We start from the raw sequence: 21,192 nt of genomic DNA, 5'->3' as shown, positions 1-21,192 counted from the left end.
CGACGTGACGGCTGCGCTCGAGCGGCCGGTGCGCGCGCACGAAGATGGTGCGTCGGGCGTGTGCCAAGGTGGTGCGATGGCCCGGCGCAGCCGCATGGCATATGGGTTGTCGGCGCCTTGCACGGAGCTTGCTTGAAGGTGGCAGCCGCCCGGCTTCGATCGGGCAACCGAGGGTCCAACCATGACATTGCACGTACTGTCCGCTTCGCCGGACGGCGCGACCAGGAGGAAGGCATGACGATCGTTCAACAGGAGCGTCCGTCCGCCGCGTCGCCGTACCGGTTCGAGCGGGAGATGAGTTCCGGCTTCGAACGTCTGGCCACGCAGCATCACGACCTGACGCTGACGACCGTATTCCAGCCGATATTCAGCTTGTCGCACCAGCGTGCGGTCGGCTACGAGGCGCTGTTGCGCGCGCACGATGCGCTCGACCGCGCGGTGTCGCCGCTCGACGTGTTCGGCGAAGCCGCCCGCCGGGGCGAGCTGCTGCAGCTCGACCGGCTCGCGCAGGCGCTGCATCTCGAGAACTTCGCGCTGCTCGGCGCCGAGCGCGAATGGCTGTTTCTCAACGTCCATCCGGGCGTGCTGACCGATCCGTTCCAGGCGGCCGCGCTGCTCGCGAACCTGAAACGGCTCGGCATGCCGCCGCGCCGCATCGTGCTCGAAGTGCTCGAGCAGCGCGCGGAAGACGTCGAGCGCCTCGCGGAAGCCGTGCGTGAATTCCGCACGCACGGCTTCCTGATCGCGCTCGACGATTTCGGCGCCGGTCATTCGAACCTCGAACGGATCTGGCAGCTGAACCCGGACATCGTGAAGCTCGACCGGATCATGCTGTCGCACGCGGCACACCGCACCGGGCTCACCGCGATCCTGCACGGGCTCGTCACGTTGCTGCACGAGGCCGGCAAGCTCGTGCTCGTCGAAGGGATCGAGACCGAGCACGAGGCGCAGATCGCGCTGTCGTGCGAGGCCGATTTCGTGCAGGGCTACTACTTCGGGCGCCCGGCGCCGGGGCTGCCGGACAGCGCGACCGCGACGGGCTGCATCGGCGAGCTGACCGAGCGCTTCCGTCAGCAGACCGAAGCGCGCGAGCGGCGCGACGCGCAGCGGCTCGCGCCGTATCTGCGCGCGTTCGAGCGGGCGGCCGAGCGTCTCGCGGCCGGCGAGCCGCTCGACGAGGTGTGCTGGAACTTCCTCGCGCTCGACGCGGCCGCGCGCTGCTTCCTGCTCGACGCGCACGGCCGCCAGTCGGGACGCAACGTCGTGCTGCGCGCCGATCGCGCGCTGAGCGAGGCGCGCTTCTCGCCGCTGGCCGACGCGCAGGGCGCGAACTGGCTGCGTCGCCCGTATTTCCGTTCGGCGATCGCCGAGCCGGGACGCGTGCAGGTTACGCGGCCGTACCTGTCGATCAACGAGGCGCAGCCGTGCGTGACGCTGTCGGTGGCCGTGCGCGTCGGCGATGCGCAGCGCGTGCTGTGCGGCGATATCGACTGGGTCGACGACGAAGCGGACGCCGGCTAGCACCGCCCGGATCGCATGCGGCGATCGGGGCGCGGCGGCGCGGGACGGCCGCCGTCACGCTGGCGTCCGTCCCGCGGCTCGGCTAGGATGCGCGAATTGTCCAGACGATTCGCGGGCCGCCCATGAACCGACATGCCGCTTCTTCCGTGCTTCTCGAAGTGATCGCCACGACCGTCGGCGATGCAAGGGCCGCCGCCCGCGCGGGCGCCGACCGCCTCGAACTCGTGACCGCGATCACCGAAGGCGGGCTGACGCCGAGCGTCGGCCTGATCGAGGCCGTCGTGGCCGCCGTGCCGATTCCCGTCAACGTGATCGTGCGACCGCACAGCCGGTCGTTCGTCTATGACGCCGACGATCTGCGCGTGATCGAGCGCGACGTGCGCGCGGCCGTCGCGGCCGGCGCGAACGGTGTCGTGTTCGGCGCGCTCGACGCGCGCGGCGACGTCGATCTCGAGGCGCTGGCCCGCATCGCGGCCGCCGCGGACGGCCGGGCGCTCACGTTCCACCGTGCCTTCGACGTCGCACGCGATCTCAACGCCGCGTTCGACGCGCTGCTGCGCGTGCCGGCCGTCACGTCCGTGCTGACGTCGGGCGGCCATCCGTCGGTGCTCGATGCCGTCGCGACGATCACGCGGCTGGTGCGGCAGGCCGCCGGTTCGACCTGCACGGTGCTGGCCGGCTCGGGGCTCACGATCGACGCGGTCGGCGATTTCGTTCGCGCGACCGGCGTGCGCGCGGTGCATTTCGGCTCGGGTGTGCGGCCGCGCGGCGAGGTGCTGGCGCCCGTCGACGAACAGCGCGTCGGGCGCGTGCGCGCGGCGCTCGACGGCGCGACGTCGCACGTGTGACGCGCGCGGCGGCACCACGCACCAGAACACGCATCGAGGGCGAGGGCCACATGACCGACGCAACCCACGACACACCGGACGACGCCGCCCCCGGCTGGGACGCGATCGACGGCGCGCTGGCCCGCCTTTATCCGGGCCAGGCGCCGAAGCACTACGGCACGCTGGTCAAGTGGCGGCTCGGCGGCCCCGACCCGCTCGACGGGATCAGCGTGTGGAAGCGCGCGGCGCCCGTGCCGCACTGGCACTTCGTCACGTACGGGCTGAGCGAGCTGTACGAGAAGGCGTCCGACGATCCGGCCGTCAGCGGCTTCGGGTTCGAGCTGACGATGCGCGTCGCGTGCGCGGCCGGCGACGACGAGCCGCCGCGCTGGGTGTTCAGCTTCCTGCAGAATCTCGCGCGCTACGTGTTCGAGAGCGGCAATGCGTTCGACGATGGCCACTGGATGACGGCCAACGGCCCGATCGCGCTCGATACCGGCACGGCGCTCTGCTCGATGGGTTTCGCGTTCGATCCGGAACTGCCGGCGATCGACACGCCGCACGGCCGTCTCGCGTTCCTGCAGGTCGTCGGGCTCACGCTCGACGAAGAGCGCGCCGCGAAGCGCTGGCGCACGCGCGCGCTGCTCGACGCGCTGCTGCCGCACATACCGCTCTGGGTGACCGATCTCGGCCGCGCGTCGCTGCTCGAACGGGCGGACGTGCGCGAGCAGGTCGATGCCGGCACGCAGCGCGACGGCTCGGCGAGCGGCTATCTGTTCACCGACGTGCTCGGATGGGGCACGCGCAAGCGGCTGCTGCGCGCGCCCGTGATCGAGATCACCGTCGGCGCACGGCAGGTCGAGGAACTCGTCGCGTTGCTGCCGTTGCGGTTGCCGTTCGACCGGCCGTTTCGCCTGGTCGGCCATGACGGCGCGGTGCGATTCGTGCGCGCCGACGCGAACGGCGTGACCGACGAAGACGGCACGCTGACGCTGCGCCTGACCGACGCGACGGTGCGGGCGCTGGCGCGCACGCTGAAGCCGCGCGCCGGCGAGTATGCGATCGACGGGCTCGACGGCGTGCGCTGGCGCGTGGAAAAGACGGTGATCCGCGACGCGAACGGCAACCCGGTGCAGACCATCGGATGAAAAAAAACCGGGGCGTGCCCCGGTTGTTTCGTCGGCGAACCCGGCCCGCCGGCCGAGGTCGCTTACGCGCTGGCCGACATCGCGTCCGCGTCGCTCGCGCGGATGCCGAGGCGCTCGAACAGCGCGCGGTCCTTCTGCGATTGCGGATTGCTGGTCGTCAGCAGCTGGTCGCCGTAGAACATCGAGTTCGCGCCGGCGAGGAAGCACAACGCCTGCAGCCCGTCGTCGAGCTGCTCGCGGCCGGCCGACAGGCGCACGACGGCCTTCGGCATCGTGATGCGCGCGACCGCGATGGTCCGCACGAACTCGAACGGATCGAGCGGCGCGGTGCCTTCGAGCGGCGTGCCTTCGATCGCGACGAGGTTGTTGATCGGCACCGAATCCGGATACGGGTTCAGGTTCGCGAGCTGCGAGATCAGGCCCGCGCGCTCGCGGCGCGATTCGCCCATCCCGATGATGCCGCCGCAGCACACGTTGATGCCGGCGTCGCGCACGCGGTCGAGCGTGTCGAGGCGGTCCTGGTACGTGCGCGTCGAGATCACCTGGCCGTAGAACTCCGGCGACGTGTCGAGGTTGTGGTTGTAGTAGTCGAGGCCGGCGTTCGCGAGCTGCTGCGCCTGTTCGTCCTCGAGCATGCCGAGCGTCATGCAGGTCTCGAGGCCGAGTTCCTTCACGCCGCGCACCATCTCGGTCAGCGCCGGCATGTGGCGTTCCTTCGGATTGCGCCATGCGGCGCCCATGCAGAAGCGGCTCGCGCCGTTCGCCTTCGCGGCGCGCGCGGCGTCGAGCACCGCGTCGACGTCCATCAGCTTCTCGGCCTTCAGGCCCGTGTCGTGATGCGACGATTGCGAGCAGTAGCCGCAGTCTTCCTCGCAGCCGCCCGTCTTGATCGACAGCAGCGTCGACAGCTGCACCGCGTTCGCGTCGAAATGTTCGCGATGCACTTGCTGCGCGCGGAAGATCAGGTCGTTGAACGGCAGCGCGAACAGCGCGACGACGTCGGCGACGCGCCAGCGCTGCGGGGCCGGTGCGGCCACGGGAATCGCGTCGGGTTGCACGGCGGCGGTCTGGGCTTGGGTCATTTCGGTTTCCTGTCCTGGGCGGGAATGGGGATTCGGTTGGGTCAACGCCGCGCGGTGCGCAGCGACTCGACGAGCGCGTCGATGTCGAGCATCGCCGCGGCGGATTCGGGCGCGGCCGGCGCCATGTACGGAATGCGGCCGATGAGCGGGGCGCGATGCTCGCGGGCGAGCCAGTCGCGCAGCGTCGCGACGTTCTCGTCCGGGAACGACATCGCCGGGTCGACATGATTCGCGACCCAGCCCGCGAGCGCGAGGCCGCGCTGGCGAATCGCGTCTGCCGTCAGCAGCGCGTGGCTGATGCAGCCGAGCCGCACGCCGACCACCATCACGACCGGTACGCCGAGCGCGACCGCGAGGTCGGCCATGTCGCGTGTGTCGGTGAGCGGCACCCGAAAGCCGCCGGCGCCTTCGACGACGACGATGTCCGCGCGCGTCAGCGCCTCGCGATGGCACGCGACGATCGTGTCGATGTCGAGCGTCACGCCTTCCCGCGCGGCGACGATGTGCGGCGCGGCCGGCGCCTTCAGCAGGAACGGCGTGCGCAGCTCGGGCGGCAGCACGACGTTCGCGGCCGCATCGAGCTGGTCGGCGTCCTCGTTGCGCCAGACGCCGTCGCGTTCGTACGCGCCGGCCGCGACGGGCTTCAGCGCGGCCGCGCGCAGGCCGCGCCGCGCGAAGCCGTGCAGCATCGCGGCCGAGACGAAGGTCTTGCCGATCTCGGTGTCGGTGCCGGTGACGAACAGGGAGAGCGGGGCGGGGTTCATGCGGCTTCCTCGCTGGCCTGGATCAACGCGGCTTCGAGCCGCGCGAGATCGTCGAACGAATGCGCGGCCGACAGCGACACGCGCAGCCGCGACGTGCCGGCCGGCACGGTCGGCGGCCGGATCGCGGGCACCCACAGGCCGTGCGCGTCGAGCGCGCGCATCGCCGTGAGCGTCGCGTCGTTGCTGCCGATCACGAGCGGCTGCACGGCCGTATGCGAATCGACCGGCTGCCAGCGCGTGTTGCGCAGCAGCGCGCGGGTGCGGTCGATCAGCGCGGCGAGGTGCGCGCGTCGCGCGTCGCCTTCGTCGCCCGCGATGACCTTCAGGCTGGCCGATACCGCATGCGCGACGGCCGGCGGCGCGGCCGTCGTGAAGATGTAGCTGCGCGCGCGCTGGATCAGCCATTCGATCACGGTTTCATGCGCGATCACGAACGCGCCCGCGACGCCGGCCGCCTTGCCGAGCGTGCCGACGTACACGAGATGCGGCGAACGCAGCGCGGCGGCGGCCAGGGCGCCGCGGCCCTGCGGGCCGAGCACGCCGAAGCCGTGCGCATCGTCGACGACGAGCCACGCGCCGTGGCGTTCGGCCAGCGCGACGAGTTCGGCGAGCGGCGCGAGATCGCCGTCCATGCTGAACACGGTATCGCTGACGATCAGTTTCGTTTCGGCATCCGAGGCGTCGAGCAGCGCGGCGAGCGCGGCCGTATCCGCGTGCGGATAGACCTGCACGTTCGCGCGCGACAGCCGCATGCCGTCGATCAGCGATGCGTGGTTCAGCGCGTCGGAGAAGATCGTCGCGCCCTGGCCGGCGAGCGCCGTCATCGCGGCGAGGTTCGCCATGTAGCCGGTGCTGAAGTACAGCGCGCGCGGTGCATCCGAGAAGCCGCCCGCGAAGCCCGCGAGTTCGTCCTCGAGCGTCGCGTGCGCGCGCGAATGGCCGCCGAGCAGGTGCGAGCCGCCGCTGCCGGAGCCGTAGCGCCGCGCGCCTTCGGCGAATGCGGCGACGAGCGCCGGATGCGCGGCGAGGCCAAGGTAGTCGTTGCTCGCGAAGCCGACGATCTCGCGGCCGTTCACGGTCATGCGTGCGTCGCACGCGGTGTCGGCGATGCGGCGCACGCGGCGCAGCCCTTGCGCGTCGAGATCGGCGAGGCCGCGTTGCAGGGTGTCGAGCAGGCTCATCGGCCGATGTCCTCCAGCGTCGCGTCGAGCGTGTCGCGCGTGCGCTGCGCGAGCCACGCGATGTCGTCGTCGCTCATCACGTACGGCGGCATCAGGTACACGGTCGTGCCGATCGGGCGCAGCAGCAGCTCGCGCGCCAGCGCGTGTTCGAAGAAGCGCCGCGAGAAGCCGCGCGCCGCGTCGCCGTCGAGCGCGACGTCGAATGCGAACAGCGTGCCGCGCTCGCGCAGGTGGCGCACCCGCGGATGCGCGTCGAGCGGCGCCAGCGCCGCGCGCAGCGCCGCCGATTTGCGGATGTTTTGCGCGAGCACGTCGTCGCGCGTGAACAGGTCGAGCGTCGCGACCGCCGCGCGGCACGCGAGCGGGTTGCCGGTGTACGAGTGCGAGTGCAGGAAGCCGCGGGTCGTGTCGTCGTCGTAGAACGCCGCGTACACGTCGTCGCGCGTGAGCACGAGCGACAGCGGCAGGTAGCCGCCGCTGATGCCTTTCGACAGGCACATGAAATCGGGCCAGACGCCGGCCTGCTCGCACGCGAAGAAGGTGCCCGTGCGGCCGCAGCCGACCGCGATCTCGTCGGCGATCAGGTGCACGCCGAATTCGTCGCAGAGGGCGCGCAGCCCGCGCACGTACGACGGATCGTGCATCGCCATGCCGGCCGCGCACTGCACGAGCGGCTCGACGATCAGCGCGGCGATGCGCTCGCCGCGTTCGACGAACAGGCGCCGCACGTCCGCGAGCGCGCGGCCCGCGACGTCGGCGGCCGTTTCTCCCGGCAGCGCGCCGCGTGCATCGGGCGATGCGACGACGTGCGCATGGCGGATCAGCGGATCGTACGCATCCTTGAACAGCGCGACGTCGGTCACGCCGAGCGCGCCGATCGTCTCGCCGTGATAGCTGTTCGCGACGCAGACGAATTCCTGCTTGTTCGCGCGGCCGCGGTTGCGCCACGCATGGAAGCTCATCTTCAGCGCGATCTCGACGGCCGACGCGCCGTCCGACGCGAAGAATGCATGGCCGAGCGTGCGCGCGGTGAGCGCGTGCAGCCGTTCGGCGAGCTCGATCGCGGGCTCGTGCGTGCAGCCGGCGAGCATCGCGTGCTCGAGCGTGTCGAGCTGGTCCTTCAGCGCCGCGTTGATGTCCGGGTTTGCATGGCCGAACAGGTTGACCCACCACGAGCTGATCGCGTCGAAGTAACGGCGGCCGTCACGGTCGTACAGCCACACGCCCGCGCCGCGCGCGACGGGGACGAGCGGCAGGCGCTCGTGATGCTTCATCTGGGTGCAGGGATGCCAGACCGCGCGCAGGCTGCGCGCGACCCAGTCGTCGGTGGCTGGCGTACTCAAGGCGACTCCGGGGGGTAAAACGGCCGCGCGGCATCGACGGATGCCGCGCGGCGGAACACGAAACGCGGTGAGATTAGCGTGTTCCGCCGGACGTTGCACTAGCGGTTACAAACCCCGCAAAGCCTTGCCGGGCGGGAGTTCGGCGCAGTTCGGGGGGGCTCGGAACCGAACGCGGCGGATGCGGGAAAATGACCGTAGATGACGACGTTCGAGTGAGCCCCCCTGACAGAAAAAAATCGCGGGCCGCGCGCCGGCATGACCGGGAAAAACGGGGATCGAAGACCGGCGCGAGGGGGCGGCGTGACGCCACGCACGCGAGGCGGCGGCCGAATGGTCTACGGAATCAGCGGCGAACAGGGGCGGCCGGCAGGGCAGGCGGGGCGGCATGCCGCATGGCCGCGAGCAGGGGCAACGCGGAAGGAGGTGCCGGATCGGGCGGAACGGGCGCGGCGGACGATCCGCCGCGCGTCAGCGCGAAGCGAGTGCGTGCGTATCGGCGTCGCGCGTGTTGGCGTCGCCGTTGTCGGCCGTCTGCGTCGTGTTCCACACGACCCGGTCGTTGACCGCATACAGCCGGCACGCGCCCGCGCCCTGCTTCGCGCAGTTGTCGAGCGCGAGCGCCATCGGGTCGTCGCCGCCTTCCGCCCACGACCACGCGCCTTCCGACGAGACCGCGAACGCGCGGCTCGGATGCTGGTTCAGGAAGCGGCGATAGCCTTCGCGGCCGGCTTCGTCGACATACGGCACCGCGTTGACCGCATCGATCGACGCATAACCGGTGGCCTTCGGCTCGTGCGGGTTCGCGACCGCGTAGCGCACCGAGGTCGGCAGGTTCAGTTCCGCGAGGAACGCATGCACGGCCGGCCACCACACGGGCACGCCGTCGCGATCGACGATCAGCCGGTGCGCGTCGTCCTTGTAGCGGCCGAAATCGATGAACAGCGCCTGGGTGCCGTGCGACACGTACGCGTCGTGCATCTGCGCGACGAGTGCGGGCGTCCAGACCGAATCGTTGTCGCCGTACAGCCACAGCGAGCGCACGGCCGTGTGCGCGCCGTACTGGTCGAACGCATCGACGAGGTTGCGCTGCCAGCCGTCGCACAGGTCCTGGCGCAGCCCGCCCGAGAAGTTGATGATGCCGCGCACGCCCGGCGCGGCTTCGGTGCCGTACGCGACCGAGGCGAGGCCGCCGTGCGACGTGCCGGCGACGACGATGCGCGACGCATCGACGTACGGCTGGTGCGACATGTAGCGCACCGTCGCGTCGACGTCGGCGGCCTGCGCGAGGCCGTTCTTGCCGACGTTGCAGCCTTCCTGCTGGTACGTGCCGCCCGAGCCGGCGAAGCCCTGGCGGTTCGGCGCGATCACCGCATAGCCGCGGCGCACGAATTCGCGCGCGAACGCGAGCGGCCGGCTGCGCGGCTGCAGATGCAGATCGCCGGTGTTCTTGCCGTGGTTGAAGACGACGAGCGGGAACGGGCCGGGGCCGTCCGGCTTGAAGAGCGTCGCCTCGAGCGTGACGGCGCCCGAAGCGTCGGCCGGGATGCGGAGAATCTGTTCGTTGAGATCGGCCGCGACCTGCGGCAGGTTCGAGTCGCCGTAATCGAAGCGCTCGGCATGGGCGAGCGAGCCGCTCGCGCCCGCACCCGGCGTTGCGTTCGGCAGCGCACCGGCCTGAGCGGCCGACAGCGCGCCGGCCGCCATCCATCCCACCAATACCTTGCTGAACGCCATTCGTAAGCCCTGCCATGCAACATGACCAATTCGAGGTCATCCTAGCCCGACAAAATCGGGTTGTGCAATGCGGGAATTACCCGGCGTCTGACACAGCAACTATTTGTCAGCGATCACTTACTTCGCCGTCGACGTAACGCCAGAAACCGTGCTCGTCGCGCTCGAAACGGCTCGTCTCGTGGAGCCGGTGAGCGCGCCCGCCGACCTTGTAGCGGGCCACGAATTCGACCTCCGCGTGGCGTTCGTCGAGCGGCGCATGGCGTTTGACCGCGAGGCCGAGCCAGCGCGGCGCGTCGGGGGCGTCGGGGTCGGTATCGAGATCGGGCGGGCAGGTGCGCGCGGCCCAGGTTGCGCGCAGGTAGTCGGTCGCGCCGAGTACGTACGCGCTGTACCGCGAGCGCATCAACTCGAGCGCGGTCGGCGCGGCCTCGCCGCCGTCGATGAAGCGGCCGCAGCATGCCGCATAGCGCGGCGCCGGCGCTTTGCCGGCGGGCGCGGGGGACGCGCCGCCGCACGGGCACGCGTCAGGTCGGTTCAAAATCATGCGAAACGGGAATTAACGACGTTCGGTTGTCGGTTCGGCTCACCAGCTCAGCTCGATGCCGTCGTACTGGAAGAAGCGGCCGTTGGCCTGCGACACGTCCGCACCGGATTCCGCGATCACGCGGCGCATGCCGGTCACGCTCGTTTCCGGGTCGATCGCGGCCTGCGCGCCGCCCATGTCGGTGCGCACCCAGCCGGGGTGCAGCGAGATGCACGCGGCATGGCGCGTCTGCAGCGACGCGATGCGCAGCGCATCGTTCAGCGCGGCCTTGCTCGCGCGGTACAGCCAGCCGGTCGTGCCGGTCGCCTCGGCGATGCTGCCCATCCGGCTCGACACGACCGCCAGCACGCCGCGCGCGTCCTCGACGAGCGGCAGCAGGATCGGCAGCAACTGCATCGGCCCGCGCACGTTCGTATGCATCACCGCGTCGAAATCCTCGGCCGTGATCGTCTCGACGCCTTCGGTGCGCGGCCCGTACACGCCCGACACGAGCACGGCCGCATCGAGCCGTTCGCCGTCGAGCTTCCAGCCGAGCGCCGCGATCTGCTCGGGCCGCGCGATGTCGAGCGCATGCGCGTGCGCGCCGAGCGCGCGCAGCGCGTCGAGCGACGCTTCGTCGCGCGCGGTCGCGATCACGTTCCAGCCGTCGCGCCGGTACTGCCGGACGAATTCGCGGCCGAGGCCGCGCGATGCGCCGACGATCAATACGGTTTTCATGCCCGTCGCTCCTTTCCTGGGCGCCGCCTGGGCGGTGCCGGTGTCAGATCCGTTCGAAATGGGTCGCGGCCGCGTGACGGCGGCCGCCACGCGCATGCCGCGTTACTGCGCGTCGTCGCACGGCTTCAGCGTGGCGGCGACCGCCTGCGCGACGCCTTCGAGCCGCCGCGCGGCGTCCGCCGCGATCATGTCGTTGTCCGGCGCATGGTTGCCGCCGGCGGTGAGCGCGGCCACGCAGCGCTTGTAGGTCTCGTCGAGCGCGTCGAAGTTCGACACGGCCATCCCGAGGTTGCGCATCCGGCCGTCGTGCACGCCGTACACGAGCCCGTGCACGGTGAGCGACTGGCCGCGGGCCCACGCGTCGTTGACGATCGTCGTGCGGCATACGTTGACGACCTGCTCGATCGCGTTCAGCTCGATCAGGCGGCGATAGCGCGCTTCGCCGACCGGCCAGTCCTCGAGCAGCGCCGCGTGGCGCTCGCGCACGTCCTGCACGTGATGCAGCCAGTTGTCCGCGAGGCCGACGCGCCGGTTGAGCAGCGCCGCGTTCACGCCGGAGCAGCCGTAGTGGCCGACGACCATGATGTGCTTCACGCGCAGGATGTCGACCGCGAACTGGATCACCGACAGGCAGTTCAGGTCGCTGTGCACGACGACGTTCGCGATGTTGCGGTGCACGAACACTTCGCCCGGCGGCAGGCCGATGATCTGGTTCGCGGGCACGCGCGAATCCGAGCAGCCGATCCACAGGTACTCCGGCGCCTGCTGGTCGGCGAGGCGCGCGAAGAATTGCGGATCGTCCTCGAGCTTGCGCTTGACCCAGGCTTCGTTGTTGTCGAACAGATGTGAGAGCGGATTGTCTGGGGTATTCATCGGTGTGGATTCCGTTGACGGAAATCGGATCGATATCGGATCGATCGGCAGGTTCGGTGTCCGCGGCGTCAGGCGGCGCGCTGCGCGTCGCCTTCGCCGTCGTTCTGGTCCGTCGCGCCGAAGCGCGCGGGGTAGCGCACGTTGAAGCGCAGCGCTGCGTCGTACGGATAAAAATCGGGCAATTCGCCCTGCATCAGGCGGTCCTTGCTCGCCTGCCACAGCGCGGGATCGAAGAAGTCCGCGTGGTGCTTCATGAACACGTCGCGCACGCGCGGGTCGCCGAGCAGGAACGGTCCGTAGGTCTCCGGAAAGATGTCGTGCGGGCCGACGGTATACCACGGTTCGCCGGACAGCTCGTCTTCCTCGTTGCGCGGCGGCGGCACGCGGCGCACGTTGCAGTCGGTCAGGTACTCGATCTCGTCGTAGTCGTAGAACACGACGCGGCCGTGGCGCGTGACGCCGAAGTTCTTGTACAGCATGTCGCCCGGGAAGATGTTCGCCTTCATCAGCTCCTTCACCGCATTGCCGTATTCCTTCACGCCGTGCTCGACGTCCGCGTCGCTGCCGTTCTGCAGGTACAGGTTCAGCGGCGTCATCCGGCGCTCGATGTACAGGTGCTTGATCACGAGGTTGTCGTCCTCGTATTCGAGCAGCGACGGCACTTCCTTCTCGAGCTCGCGCACGAGCGCGTGGTCGAGCCGCGCGAGCGGCAGCGCGACGCTCGAATACTCGAGCGTGTCGGCCATCCGCCCGAGGCGGTCGTGGCGCTTCACGAGCTGGTACTTCTCCATGATCTGCGCGCGCGTCGTTTCCTTCGGCGGCGGGAAGTGGTCCTTGATGATCTTGAACACGTACGGGAACGACGGCAGCGTGAACACGAGCATCACGAGGCCCTTGATCCCGGGCGCGATGATGAAGCGGTCGCTCGAATGCGACAGGTGGTGCAGCAGGTCGCGGTAGAACAGGTTCTTGCCCTGCTTCTGCAGGCCGACCGACGTGTAGATCTCGGCCTTCGGCTTGCCCGGCATGATCGTGCACAGGAAGTCGACGTACGCGGACGGCACGCCCATGTCGACGAGGAAGTACGAGTGCGAGAAGCTGAAGATGATCTGCAGCTGGTCGCGGCGCAGCAGCACCGTGTCGAGCGCGAGCAGGCCCGGCCGCACGTGGCGGATCGGCACCGCGAACGGCAGCACGCGGTCGGCGTTGATGATGCGGCCGATGATGTACGCGCTCTTGTTGCGGAAGAACAGCGACGACAGCACGTGGATCTGGAAATTCGGCGCCGCGTCGAAGTGGCCGAATTCGTCGTCGATCGCCTGCATCACGCAGCCGATGTCGCGCGGGAGATCCTCGAACGCCGGTTCGAGCTGGAAGTTCGTGACGACGCGCTCGAGCGTGGCGGCGAGCCCGTCGGTGCCCGGATAGTACGCGCGGTAGGTCGGTTTCGCGGCCGGCTCGTCGTTCTCGAGATACTCGGTCGAGATCGCCGGGCGCACGAAGATGAAATCGTTGCTGAAGTACGACCGGTGCAGGATCTTGCAGCACACCGAATTGAAGAAGGTTTCCGCGCACTCGGGCTGGCGGTGCGACGTGAGCAGGCCGATGTAGTGCAGCTTGATCTGCTGCCACACTTCGTCGTCGATGTTCTCCGCGTCGTATTCGTCTTCCAGCAGCTCGACGCATTCCTGCACGCGCTCGTCATATGACGTGATCCGCTCGCGTGCGAGCCGCTGCAGCCCGTGCCAGTCGGAATGCTCGAACAGCGTCTTCGCCTCGACCGCCGCTTCGCGGAAGATCCGGTAATGGCGATCGAAGTATTCGAGCATCGTCTGCGCGACGTCGAAACCGATCTGCGACGACAGCAGTTTGGGGAAGTGATTCATCGCGTGCAGGCTCGTTCGGGAGGGGCTGTAAGCACTCGCCATTTTAGCGCCCAAGTCGGCGTTTCAATGACTTTCGGGGTGACGCGCCAACGGCGTCCAATCGGCGCGTTGTTCGCCGTTGCGTGCCGTTCGGTGCATCTTCGCGTAAAGATACGGGTACGGAACCGATTCTGGCACGAACTTTTTTTGACCGCCCGGCCGCCGCCGGGCACGCGTTCCGCACGAGGCGATAGAATCGACGCACCGCCCGCCGTGCCTGCCGCCGGCGGGCATTCGCACCGATAACGACGAGACGCCCCACCGATGAACGCACTGGAACACCAACTCGACTATCCCTTCGCCGACACGCTGCCTGCCGCCGGCGACACGTTCGAGGTCGCGCCCGGCGTGCGCTGGCTGCGCATGCCGCTGCCGTTCTCGCTCGATCACATCAATCTCTGGCTGCTGCGCGACGAGATCGACGGGCAGCAAGGCTGGACGATCGTCGATTGCGGGATCTCGTCGGACGCGATCCGCGCGCACTGGGAGCAGATCTTCGACACGCATCTCGACGGCCTGCCGGTGCTGCGCGTGCTGGTCACGCACTGCCACCCCGATCACTTCGGCCTCGCGAACTGGTTGTGCGAAGGCGGCGACCAGGGCCGCTGGAACGTGCGGCTGTGGATGACGCTCGGCGAATACATGTTCGGCTGCCTGATGGCGGCCGGCAACGGCTCGAACGCGGGCGGCGCGGCCGCCGCCGATCACTTCGCGCGCCACGGGCTGACCGATCCCGCCGCGCTCGACAAGCTGCGCAACCGCCGCAGCTACTACTCGGATCTCGTGCCGGCCGTGCCGCCGCGCTACCGCCGCCTGCGCGAAGGCGACGCGGTCGGGATCGGGGCGCGCACGTGGCGCGTCGTCACCGGCTTCGGCCATTCGCCTGAACATTGCGCGCTGCACAGCGAAGCGGACGGCGTGCTGATTTCCGGCGACATGGTGCTGCCGCGCATCTCGACGAACGTGTCGGTGTTCGACCTCGAGCCGGAAGGGAACCCGCTCGCGCTGTACCTGCAGTCGCTCGGCCGCTACGAGACGATGGCGGCCGACACGCTCGTGCTGCCGTCGCACGGCAAGCCGTTCCGCGGCGTGCGCACGCGCATCGCGCAGCTGCGCGAACACCACGATGCGCGGCTCGCCGAAGTGCGGGTCGCGTGCGCGGAAAAGCCGACGAGCGCGGCCGACATCGTGCCGATCATGTTCCGCCGCCGCGAGCTCGACATCCACCAGATGACGTTCGCGCTCGGCGAGGCGCTCGCGCACCTGAACCTGCTGTGGCTCGCGGGCGAGCTCGTGCGCGAGCAGGGCGACGACGGCGTGCTGCGGTTCCGCACCGCCGGCTGAGTGCGCTTCGTCGTCCTTACACGACGGGTTCGTAGCGCCACCCGTCGCGATGCCATTGCATCGTGTGCGTCGGCTCGAGCGCGGCGAGAAACGCGCCGTCGTGCGACGCCACCACGATCGCGCCGGGGAAACCGGCCAGCGCGGCTTCGATCGCACGCACCGATTCGAGATCGAGGTGATTGGTCGGCTCGTCGAGCAGCAACAACTGCGCGGGCGTGCCGCGCCACAACGCACAGGCGAGCGCGGCCTTCAGCCGTTCGCCGCCGCTCAGCTGCCGGGCGGGCTGCGTCGCGCGCGTTGCATCGAGCTGCAACAACGCGAGACGGCTGCGCAGGTCGCCTTCGGCGAGCGGTGTATCGAGCAGCCCCAACTGCTCGACGATCGAATGCTCGGGGTCGAGCAGCGCGAGCCGCTGGTCGAGATAGGCGGCGCTGACGTGTGTCGTGCAGGCACCTGAGCGCGGTTCGAGTTCGCCCGCGAGCATCCTCAGCAAGGTCGATTTGCCGCAGCCGTTCGGGCCCGTCAGCGCGACGCGCACGGGGCCGCTCGCGGACCACGTGATTTCGCCGGTGCCGCCCGCGACGCGCCACGGCGGTTGCGCTCGGTCGAGCGTGAACAGCTGGCGGCGCGCGCTGACCTCGGTACCCGGCAGCGATACGAGCACGGGGGCATCTTCTTCGACGCGCGCGGCCGCTTCCTGCACGCGTTCGTCGAGCGTCGCCTTGAAGTCGCCCTGTTGACGCCGGACGGCCCCCATGATGTTGCGCGCCGCCCCCTTGCGGCTTTGCTTCGCCCCCGACGACAGGTTCGCCGTCTTCGCGTCGCGCAGCGATGCGGCCGCGTGACGCTGGATCGTGTCGTGTTCCTGTTCGAGCCTGCGCCGTACGCGCCCGCGCTCGGTGCGTGCATGGTCGAGCGCCGCTTGGGCGGCCTGCTGCGCCGCGTCGCGCTGCGCGCGGTAGAGCGCGTAGTTGCCGCCATACGAGCGCGCACCGTGCGGCGTCAGCTCGACGATGCGCTGCACGCCGGCGAGCAGCGCACGATCGTGGCTGACGATGACGACGCCGCCGCGCCAGCCGTCGAGCGCCGCGCGCAGCCACGCGCGGCCCGGCGCGTCGAGATGGTTGGTCGGTTCGTCGAGCACGAGCAGGCCGGCGCCGGACAGCAGCGCGCCGGTCAGCGCGACGCGTGCGCGCTGGCCGCCGCTCAGCGCATGAGCGGGCGTGTCGGGGCGCACGTCGTGCAGGCCCGCCGCATCGAGCGCCGTGCGCAGCCGCTCCGCGAGATCCCAGCGATCGCCGATCAAGTCGAAATCTTGAGGCTCCGCGCGGCCGTGCGCGAGACGCGCGAGCGCGCCGAGCGGCACATCGAGCGCGGCGACCTGCGCGACGGTTCGCGGGCCGGCGGCGGCGAGCGCGTCGTGCTGCTGCGCGACGTAGACGACGGGCGTGTGCCGCTCGATGGTCCCCGCGCTCGGCGCGCGGCGCCCCGCGATCAGTTGCGCGAGCAGGCTCTTGCCGACGCCGTTGCGGCCGACGATGCCGGTCGGCGTGCGATCGATGGTCAGGTCGAGCGAATCGAACAGCGTGACGCCGTCGTCGAAGCGGAAGGAAACGTGATGAAGCGCGACGAGCGCGCCGGCGGGCGTGGCTGCAGCCATGAGCACCTCCAAAAATGCGTGAAGACCTTCGCGCGCGGCGTGCGTGGCACGGGCGGCGAAAACATTTCGGGAAGGCTTAGTGGTTCACTTTGGCTGGCGTCCGGTAGGAGGAACAGGCGCGCAGTGTAGCAAGCGGCGCGCGCGGGTCGCAAGCGAGCGGCGCGGGGCCGTCGCTTGCGCGCCACGCGCGGTTACTGCACGGCCACCGTCGTGAAGTTCTGGCGTCCGAACGGACTCACGTGATAACCGCCCACGTTCGTGCGCGTGAGCGCGGCGGCCGTCGGGTAGCCGAGCGGGATCCACAGCGCCTGGTCGTGGATGATCTTCTGCGCCGATTCGTACAGCTTCGCGCGCTTCGCCTGATCGGCCGTCGACTTGCCGTCGGCGATCAGCTTGTCGAGCTGCGCGTCGCAGAAGCGCGCGAAGTTGATGCCCGACTTCACTGCATTGCAGCTGAACAGCGGCGACAGGTAGTTGTCCGGATCGCCGTTGTCGCCGGCCCAGCCCATGAACAGCATGTCGTGCTGGCCGAGCTTCGCCTGCTTGATCAGCTCGCCCCACTCGATCACCTTCACGTCGGCCTTCACGCCGATCTTCGCGAGGTCGGCCTGCAGCAGTTCCGCGCCGACCTTCGGGTTCGGGTTCAGCACGCTGCCGGTCGGGCGCGTCCAGATCGTCGTCGAGAAGCCGTTCGGGAAGCCGGCCTGCGCGAGCAACTGCTTCGCCTTCGCGGGATCGTACGGATACGGCGCGACATCCTTCGCATAGCTCCACGTGTTCGGCGGGTACGGGTTGTTCGCGGCCGTCGCGGTGTTGTCGAACACGACCTTCAGGTAGGTCGCACGGTCGAACGCGAGGTTCAGCGCCTCGCGCACCTTGTCGTTGTCGAGCGGCTTCTTCTGCGTGTTCAGCGCGACGAACGCGGTCATGAACGCGGGCGTCTGCACGACCTTCAGCGCGCTGTCGCCCTTCGCGGCGAGCACGTCCTGCGGCTTCGGCGACAGCGCGATCTGGCATTCGCCGGCCTTCACCTTCTGCAGCCGCACCGACGGGTCGGGCGTGATCGCATAGATCAGCCGGTCGACCTTCGGCTTCGTGCCCCAGTACGTCGGGTTCACGTCGTAGCGGATCAGCGCGTCCTTCGTATAGCTCTTCAGCACGAACGGGCCGGTGCCGACCGGCTTCGCGTTCAGGTCGGCCTGCTTGCCGGCCTTCAGCAACTGGTCCGCGTATTCGGCCGAATAGATCGACGCGAAGCCCATCGTCAGGATCGGCACGAACGTCGCGTTCGGCTCGTTCAGCACGAACTTCACGGTGCTGTCGTCGACTTTCGTGACCGACTTCACGAGCTTCACGAGGCCCATCGACTGCGCGTGCGGGAAGCCGCTCGCGCCGGCCACCTTGTGCCACGGGTTCGAATCGTCGAGCATCCGCGTGAACGTGAACACGACGTCGTCCGCGTTCAGCGCGCGGCCCGGCTTGAAATAGTCGGTGGTCTGGAACGCGACGTTCGGGCGCAGGTGGAACGTGTACGTGAGGCCGTCGGCGCTCGCTTCCCATTTGTCGGCGAGCGCGGGCACGACCTTCTTCGCGGCTTCGTCGTAGGACACGAGCGTGTTGAAGATCACGTCGGCCGATGCGTTGGTCGTGACGAGCGAGTTGTACTGCACGACGTCGAAGCCGTCCGGGCTCGATTCCGTGCAGACGGTGAGCGGCTTGGCGGCGGCGAGGCCGGGGGCGGCGAGGGCGGCGGCAACGGCGGCCGCCGCGAACAGCTTGACGTGCATAGGATCTCCCACGTGGCTTGTGTTTTTTGCTGGGTGACGGATGCGGGCGCGGCCCGGAAGCGGGCAGGGCCGGCGCGGCTGGCGAATAGCATACCGTCAAAGCGCGCGACGCGTGAAAAAAGGCGCCGGAACGCGGCGAATTGACCGAAAAACGGCTGCGTTCGCGACGGAACGGGTGTTGATGCGGCGCAGGCGCGGTGAGGGGGACGGGCGGACGGCGAAGCGGACGGGCGCGGCGAGGGCGCCTCGGAAGGTGACGCGGAACCGACGCGTCGACGGCGACGATACGGCCCGGCGCACGTCGCGCGGGCCGCGCCGACGCCTCGTCAGTGCGCGCCGGCCTTCGGCTTGCGCGGCGCCTTTTCGAACAGGCGGTCGTACAGCCAGCGCGGCAGCACGTGCAGCACCTTCGCGACGACGCCCATCTGCCACGGAATCACGCGGAACGCGTGCTGCCGCGCGATCGCGCGCGCCGCGCGTGCGGCGAAGCGGTCGGCGTCCATCAGGAACGGCATCCGGTACGGGTTGTGCGCGGTCATCGGCGTGCGGATGTAGCCGGGCGCGATCGTCACGACGCCGACGCCGGCCGGGCGCAATTCGACGCGCAGCGATTCGAGATACTTGATCGCGGCCGATTTCGACGCGCTGTATGCGCCGGAGCCCGGCAGGCCGCGCACGCCGGCGACACTCGCGACGCCGACCAGCGTGCCGTGGCGGGCGGCCGTCATCGGGCCGACGAACGGCTCGAACGTCGCGACCATCCCGTAGTAGTTGATGTCCATCACGTCGCGGAACGTCGCGAGGTCGCCCTGGCCCGTGACGGCGCCCTGGCTGATGCCCGCGTTCGCGATCACGACGTCGGGGCAGCCATGCGTCGCGATGAACGACGCGGCGGCCGTCGCGAGCGCGTCGGCGTCGCGCACGTCGGCGGAATAGACGGAGATGGACAGCGTGGGGAAGCGCCGCGCGAACGCATCGAGGGCATCGGTGCGCCGCGCGACGAGGGCGAGCGTGGCGCCCTGGCGGGCGTATTCCTCGGCCATCGCGAGGCCGAGGCCGCTCGACGCACCGGTGATGAAGACCTTCAGCGGAGTAGTCATGCCGGTGCGCGGACGGGGATCAGAGCTTCTTGTCCTGAACCTGCTTCACGAGGAAGTCGAGCACCTGGGCCGTGCCCGGGATGCTGTTCGTGTAGGCGGGGCCCGTCTTGTACTTGCCCTGGACGACGACCGTCGGCACGCCGTCGATCGCGTAGTCCTTCAACAGCTTGGCCGACTGGTTCACCTCGCCCTGCACGCTGAACGAGTTGTACGCGTCCATGAACTGCTTCTTGTCGACGCCTTGCGTGGCCAGGAAGTCGGCCTGCGCCTGCGGCGTCAGCAGGTAGTTCTTCTGCTTGTGGATCGCGTTGAAGATCGCCGGCGTGACCTTCTCGGCGATGCCGAGCGCGGACACCGCGTAGAACAGTTTCGAGTGCGGAACGAAGTCGTCGCGGAACGCGACCGGCACGCGCTTGAAGTCGATGTTGTTGCCCTGTTTCTTCACCCAGGCCTCGATCGTCGGCTCGAATTCGTAGCAGTGCGGGCAGCCGTACCAGAAGAACTCGATCACCTCGACCTTGCCGGCCGGCGCGGACGCCGGCTGCGGCGACTTCATCACCTCGAAGTCCTTGCCGGCGACCGGCGCGGCGGGCGAAGCGTGGACGAGGCCGGCGGCCAGGCCCAGGGACAGAAGGAGCGTGCTAAGCAGTTTTTTCATGTTGTGAACGTCGAATCAGTTGCTCGGGTTACGGAACGTAACGGGTTCTGCGTGGGCTCGGCCGGTTGGCTTACTGCTTCGTGAAGCGGATCACAGCCGTGTCGACACCTGCGTCGGACAGGCGCTGACGGGCCGAGTTCATATCCTCGAACTTCGAGAACGGGCCGACGCGCACGCGGAAATAGGTCACGCCGCTGACGTCGCGCTTCGACACCTTCGACTCGAAGCCCTGGAAGCCGAGGCGCGCGCGCTGCTGCTCGGCGTCGCCTTCGGTCTTGTACGCGCCCACTTGCAGGAAGTAGCCGGTGTTCGCGTCGTTTGCGGTCGGCGGCTTCGCGGCCGCGGCGGCGGCGGCCGACGACGTCGGCTTCGGCGTGTTCGCGGCCAGCTGCTGTTGCTGCTTTTGCGCGGCGGCCTGCTGCGCCTGCTTCTGCGCGGCGAAGCGTGCGAGGTCATCCTCGCCGCCTTGCTGCTGTTGCTGCGCCTGTTGCGTCTTCTTCGGCGGCGTGGTGTCGGCCGGCTTCGGTGCGACGGCGACGCCGTTGCCCGACGACGTATTGTTCGATGCCGCGGTGTTGTTCGAACCGCTGGTGCCGTTCGGGTTGCCCGACGGCGGCACCTCGACGATCTGCGGCTCGGGCAGCAGGCCGCCCTGGGTCTGGTTCGCGGCCTGGCCGGGCGCGGTGTTCGGCGGTGCGGGCTGCGCGGCCTGCGGCACCGGCTGGCCGGGCGTCTTGCCCTGCAGCGCGCGGTTCGGGTCGAACTGCTGCGGCTGGCTCGCGCCGTTGTCGGCCGGCGGCGGCGCGACCTTCGACACGAACGGAGACGGCGAACGCGTGATGTAGAGCGCCACCACCACGGCGATCGCCAGGCCGACGATCAGGCCCAGCACGATTCCAAGAAATGTCCCTCCGGCTTGTTTCGATTGCTTCGAAGTTCGGCGTGGTTGTGCCATTGCTTGAGTCACCTGCAAAAAGAATCGTG

Annotated in this window: 18 protein-coding genes; 4 read left to right on the top strand and 14 right to left on the bottom strand. The window is 69.3% G+C overall.

Translation table 11 applies throughout. The features are described from left to right. Nucleotides 1–234 precede the first annotated feature (234 nt). The 3 genes from AC1VVG_RS15545 to AC1VVG_RS15535 all read left to right on the top strand — a co-directional run bounded on the left by AC1VVG_RS15545 (nucleotide 235) and on the right by AC1VVG_RS15535 (nucleotide 3,496). The gene (locus AC1VVG_RS15545; RefSeq protein WP_034189153.1) at nucleotides 235–1,521 is read left to right on the top strand and encodes a sensor domain-containing phosphodiesterase; all 1,287 of its coding nucleotides are present in this window, start codon (nucleotides 235–237) and stop codon (nucleotides 1,519–1,521) included. A 122-nt stretch (nucleotides 1,522–1,643) separates the two neighbouring features. Further along, the gene (locus tag AC1VVG_RS15540; RefSeq protein ID WP_059558851.1) at nucleotides 1,644–2,369 is read left to right on the top strand and encodes a copper homeostasis protein CutC; all 726 of its coding nucleotides are present in this window, start codon (nucleotides 1,644–1,646) and stop codon (nucleotides 2,367–2,369) included. A 50-nt stretch (nucleotides 2,370–2,419) separates the two neighbouring features. Then, complete coding sequence (locus AC1VVG_RS15535) at nucleotides 2,420–3,496, top strand: suppressor of fused domain protein (protein WP_059558849.1); 1,077 nt, start codon at nucleotides 2,420–2,422, stop codon at nucleotides 3,494–3,496. A 62-nt stretch (nucleotides 3,497–3,558) separates the two neighbouring features. Here the strand turns inward: AC1VVG_RS15535 and bioB are convergent, their stop codons facing one another. The 9 genes from bioB to aceK form a co-directional block, all read right to left on the bottom strand. Then, complete coding sequence (gene bioB / locus AC1VVG_RS15530; RefSeq protein ID WP_034189156.1) at nucleotides 3,559–4,578, bottom strand: biotin synthase BioB; 1,020 nt, start codon at nucleotides 4,576–4,578, stop codon at nucleotides 3,559–3,561. A 41-nt stretch (nucleotides 4,579–4,619) separates the two neighbouring features. Then, nucleotides 4,620–5,342: a dethiobiotin synthase gene (gene bioD / locus AC1VVG_RS15525; RefSeq protein ID WP_034189157.1), complete on the bottom strand. Its 723-nt coding sequence runs from the start codon at nucleotides 5,340–5,342 to the stop codon at nucleotides 4,620–4,622. Beyond that, nucleotides 5,339–6,523: an 8-amino-7-oxononanoate synthase gene (bioF, locus tag AC1VVG_RS15520; RefSeq protein WP_034189158.1), complete on the bottom strand. Its 1,185-nt coding sequence runs from the start codon at nucleotides 6,521–6,523 to the stop codon at nucleotides 5,339–5,341. Before bioF ends, bioD begins: the two co-directional genes overlap by 4 nt. Further along, nucleotides 6,520–7,866: an adenosylmethionine--8-amino-7-oxononanoate transaminase gene (gene bioA, locus AC1VVG_RS15515; protein ID WP_473376182.1), complete on the bottom strand. Its 1,347-nt coding sequence runs from the start codon at nucleotides 7,864–7,866 to the stop codon at nucleotides 6,520–6,522. The genes bioF and bioA overlap by 4 nt, the downstream gene beginning before the upstream one ends. Before the next feature lie 468 nt (nucleotides 7,867–8,334). Continuing rightward, on the bottom strand, nucleotides 8,335–9,600 hold the full coding sequence (locus AC1VVG_RS15510; protein WP_034189160.1) for a dienelactone hydrolase family protein: 1,266 nt from the start codon (nucleotides 9,598–9,600) through the stop codon (nucleotides 8,335–8,337). Nucleotides 9,601–9,706: 106 nt separating this feature from the next. Then, entirely contained in the window at nucleotides 9,707–10,144 is a 438-nt protein-coding gene (locus tag AC1VVG_RS15505) for a YchJ family protein (RefSeq protein ID WP_034189161.1), read from the bottom strand. A 39-nt stretch (nucleotides 10,145–10,183) separates the two neighbouring features. Continuing rightward, on the bottom strand, nucleotides 10,184–10,861 hold the full coding sequence (locus tag AC1VVG_RS15500) for an SDR family oxidoreductase (RefSeq protein WP_034189162.1): 678 nt from the start codon (nucleotides 10,859–10,861) through the stop codon (nucleotides 10,184–10,186). Nucleotides 10,862–10,963: 102 nt separating this feature from the next. Next, a complete protein-coding gene (can, locus tag AC1VVG_RS15495) occupies nucleotides 10,964–11,734 on the bottom strand; it encodes a carbonate dehydratase (RefSeq protein WP_034189163.1) in 771 nt (256 codons plus the stop codon). Nucleotides 11,735–11,802: 68 nt separating this feature from the next. Continuing rightward, nucleotides 11,803–13,620 carry a bifunctional isocitrate dehydrogenase kinase/phosphatase gene (gene aceK, locus AC1VVG_RS15490; protein WP_034189164.1) on the bottom strand — a complete coding sequence of 606 codons (1,818 nt, stop codon included), beginning with the start codon at nucleotides 13,618–13,620 and terminating at the stop codon, nucleotides 11,803–11,805. Between the two features lie 303 nt (nucleotides 13,621–13,923). On the opposite strand from aceK, the gene AC1VVG_RS15485 reads away from it, so the two are divergent. After that, nucleotides 13,924–15,003 (top strand): MBL fold metallo-hydrolase, encoded by a 1,080-nt coding sequence (locus AC1VVG_RS15485; RefSeq protein ID WP_482835822.1) that lies wholly within the window; start codon nucleotides 13,924–13,926, stop codon nucleotides 15,001–15,003. Between the two features lie 16 nt (nucleotides 15,004–15,019). Here the strand turns inward: AC1VVG_RS15485 and AC1VVG_RS15480 are convergent, their stop codons facing one another. The 5 genes from AC1VVG_RS15480 to AC1VVG_RS15460 all read right to left on the bottom strand — a co-directional run bounded on the left by AC1VVG_RS15480 (nucleotide 15,020) and on the right by AC1VVG_RS15460 (nucleotide 21,163). Further along, on the bottom strand, nucleotides 15,020–16,663 hold the full coding sequence (locus AC1VVG_RS15480) for an ABC-F family ATP-binding cassette domain-containing protein (protein ID WP_200086525.1): 1,644 nt from the start codon (nucleotides 16,661–16,663) through the stop codon (nucleotides 15,020–15,022). A 191-nt stretch (nucleotides 16,664–16,854) separates the two neighbouring features. Then, nucleotides 16,855–18,450, bottom strand: a complete 1,596-nt coding sequence (locus tag AC1VVG_RS15475) for an ABC transporter substrate-binding protein (RefSeq protein WP_034189167.1) — start codon at nucleotides 18,448–18,450, stop codon at nucleotides 16,855–16,857. Nucleotides 18,451–18,776: 326 nt separating this feature from the next. Beyond that, nucleotides 18,777–19,550 carry an SDR family oxidoreductase gene (locus AC1VVG_RS15470; RefSeq protein ID WP_034189168.1) on the bottom strand — a complete coding sequence of 258 codons (774 nt, stop codon included), beginning with the start codon at nucleotides 19,548–19,550 and terminating at the stop codon, nucleotides 18,777–18,779. A gap of 19 nt (nucleotides 19,551–19,569) precedes the next feature. After that, the gene (locus AC1VVG_RS15465; RefSeq protein WP_034189169.1) at nucleotides 19,570–20,208 is read right to left on the bottom strand and encodes a thiol:disulfide interchange protein DsbA/DsbL; all 639 of its coding nucleotides are present in this window, start codon (nucleotides 20,206–20,208) and stop codon (nucleotides 19,570–19,572) included. 70 nt (nucleotides 20,209–20,278) lie between these two features. Next, nucleotides 20,279–21,163: an SPOR domain-containing protein gene (locus tag AC1VVG_RS15460; RefSeq protein WP_059558836.1), complete on the bottom strand. Its 885-nt coding sequence runs from the start codon at nucleotides 21,161–21,163 to the stop codon at nucleotides 20,279–20,281. Nucleotides 21,164–21,192: the final 29 nt, after the last annotated feature.

It is taken from the genome of Burkholderia sp. L-4 (genome assembly GCF_056856535.1).
This window is presented reverse-complemented; position numbering and strand designations above follow the sequence as displayed.

Excerpts from the sequence above, each read along its gene's own strand:
- AC1VVG_RS15545 (WP_034189153.1), top strand. The coding sequence starts at position 235 with ATGACGATCGTTCAACAGGAGCGTCCGTCCGCCGCGTCGCCGTACCGG.
- AC1VVG_RS15540 (WP_059558851.1), top strand. The coding sequence starts at position 1,644 with ATGAACCGACATGCCGCTTCTTCCGTGCTTCTCGAAGTGATCGCCACG.
- AC1VVG_RS15535 (WP_059558849.1), top strand. The coding sequence starts at position 2,420 with ATGACCGACGCAACCCACGACACACCGGACGACGCCGCCCCCGGCTGG.
- bioB (WP_034189156.1), bottom strand. The coding sequence starts at position 4,578 with ATGACCCAAGCCCAGACCGCCGCCGTGCAACCCGACGCGATTCCCGTG.
- bioD (WP_034189157.1), bottom strand. The coding sequence starts at position 5,342 with ATGAACCCCGCCCCGCTCTCCCTGTTCGTCACCGGCACCGACACCGAG.
- bioF (WP_034189158.1), bottom strand. The coding sequence starts at position 6,523 with ATGAGCCTGCTCGACACCCTGCAACGCGGCCTCGCCGATCTCGACGCG.
- AC1VVG_RS15510 (WP_034189160.1), bottom strand. The coding sequence starts at position 9,600 with ATGGCGTTCAGCAAGGTATTGGTGGGATGGATGGCGGCCGGCGCGCTG.
- AC1VVG_RS15505 (WP_034189161.1), bottom strand. The coding sequence starts at position 10,144 with ATGATTTTGAACCGACCTGACGCGTGCCCGTGCGGCGGCGCGTCCCCC.
- AC1VVG_RS15500 (WP_034189162.1), bottom strand. The coding sequence starts at position 10,861 with ATGAAAACCGTATTGATCGTCGGCGCATCGCGCGGCCTCGGCCGCGAA.
- can (WP_034189163.1), bottom strand. The coding sequence starts at position 11,734 with ATGAATACCCCAGACAATCCGCTCTCACATCTGTTCGACAACAACGAA.
- aceK (WP_034189164.1), bottom strand. The coding sequence starts at position 13,620 with ATGAATCACTTCCCCAAACTGCTGTCGTCGCAGATCGGTTTCGACGTC.
- AC1VVG_RS15485 (WP_482835822.1), top strand. The coding sequence starts at position 13,924 with ATGAACGCACTGGAACACCAACTCGACTATCCCTTCGCCGACACGCTG.
- AC1VVG_RS15480 (WP_200086525.1), bottom strand. The coding sequence starts at position 16,663 with ATGGCTGCAGCCACGCCCGCCGGCGCGCTCGTCGCGCTTCATCACGTT.
- AC1VVG_RS15475 (WP_034189167.1), bottom strand. The coding sequence starts at position 18,450 with ATGCACGTCAAGCTGTTCGCGGCGGCCGCCGTTGCCGCCGCCCTCGCC.
- AC1VVG_RS15470 (WP_034189168.1), bottom strand. The coding sequence starts at position 19,550 with ATGACTACTCCGCTGAAGGTCTTCATCACCGGTGCGTCGAGCGGCCTC.
- AC1VVG_RS15465 (WP_034189169.1), bottom strand. The coding sequence starts at position 20,208 with ATGAAAAAACTGCTTAGCACGCTCCTTCTGTCCCTGGGCCTGGCCGCC.
- AC1VVG_RS15460 (WP_059558836.1), bottom strand. The coding sequence starts at position 21,163 with ATGGCACAACCACGCCGAACTTCGAAGCAATCGAAACAAGCCGGAGGG.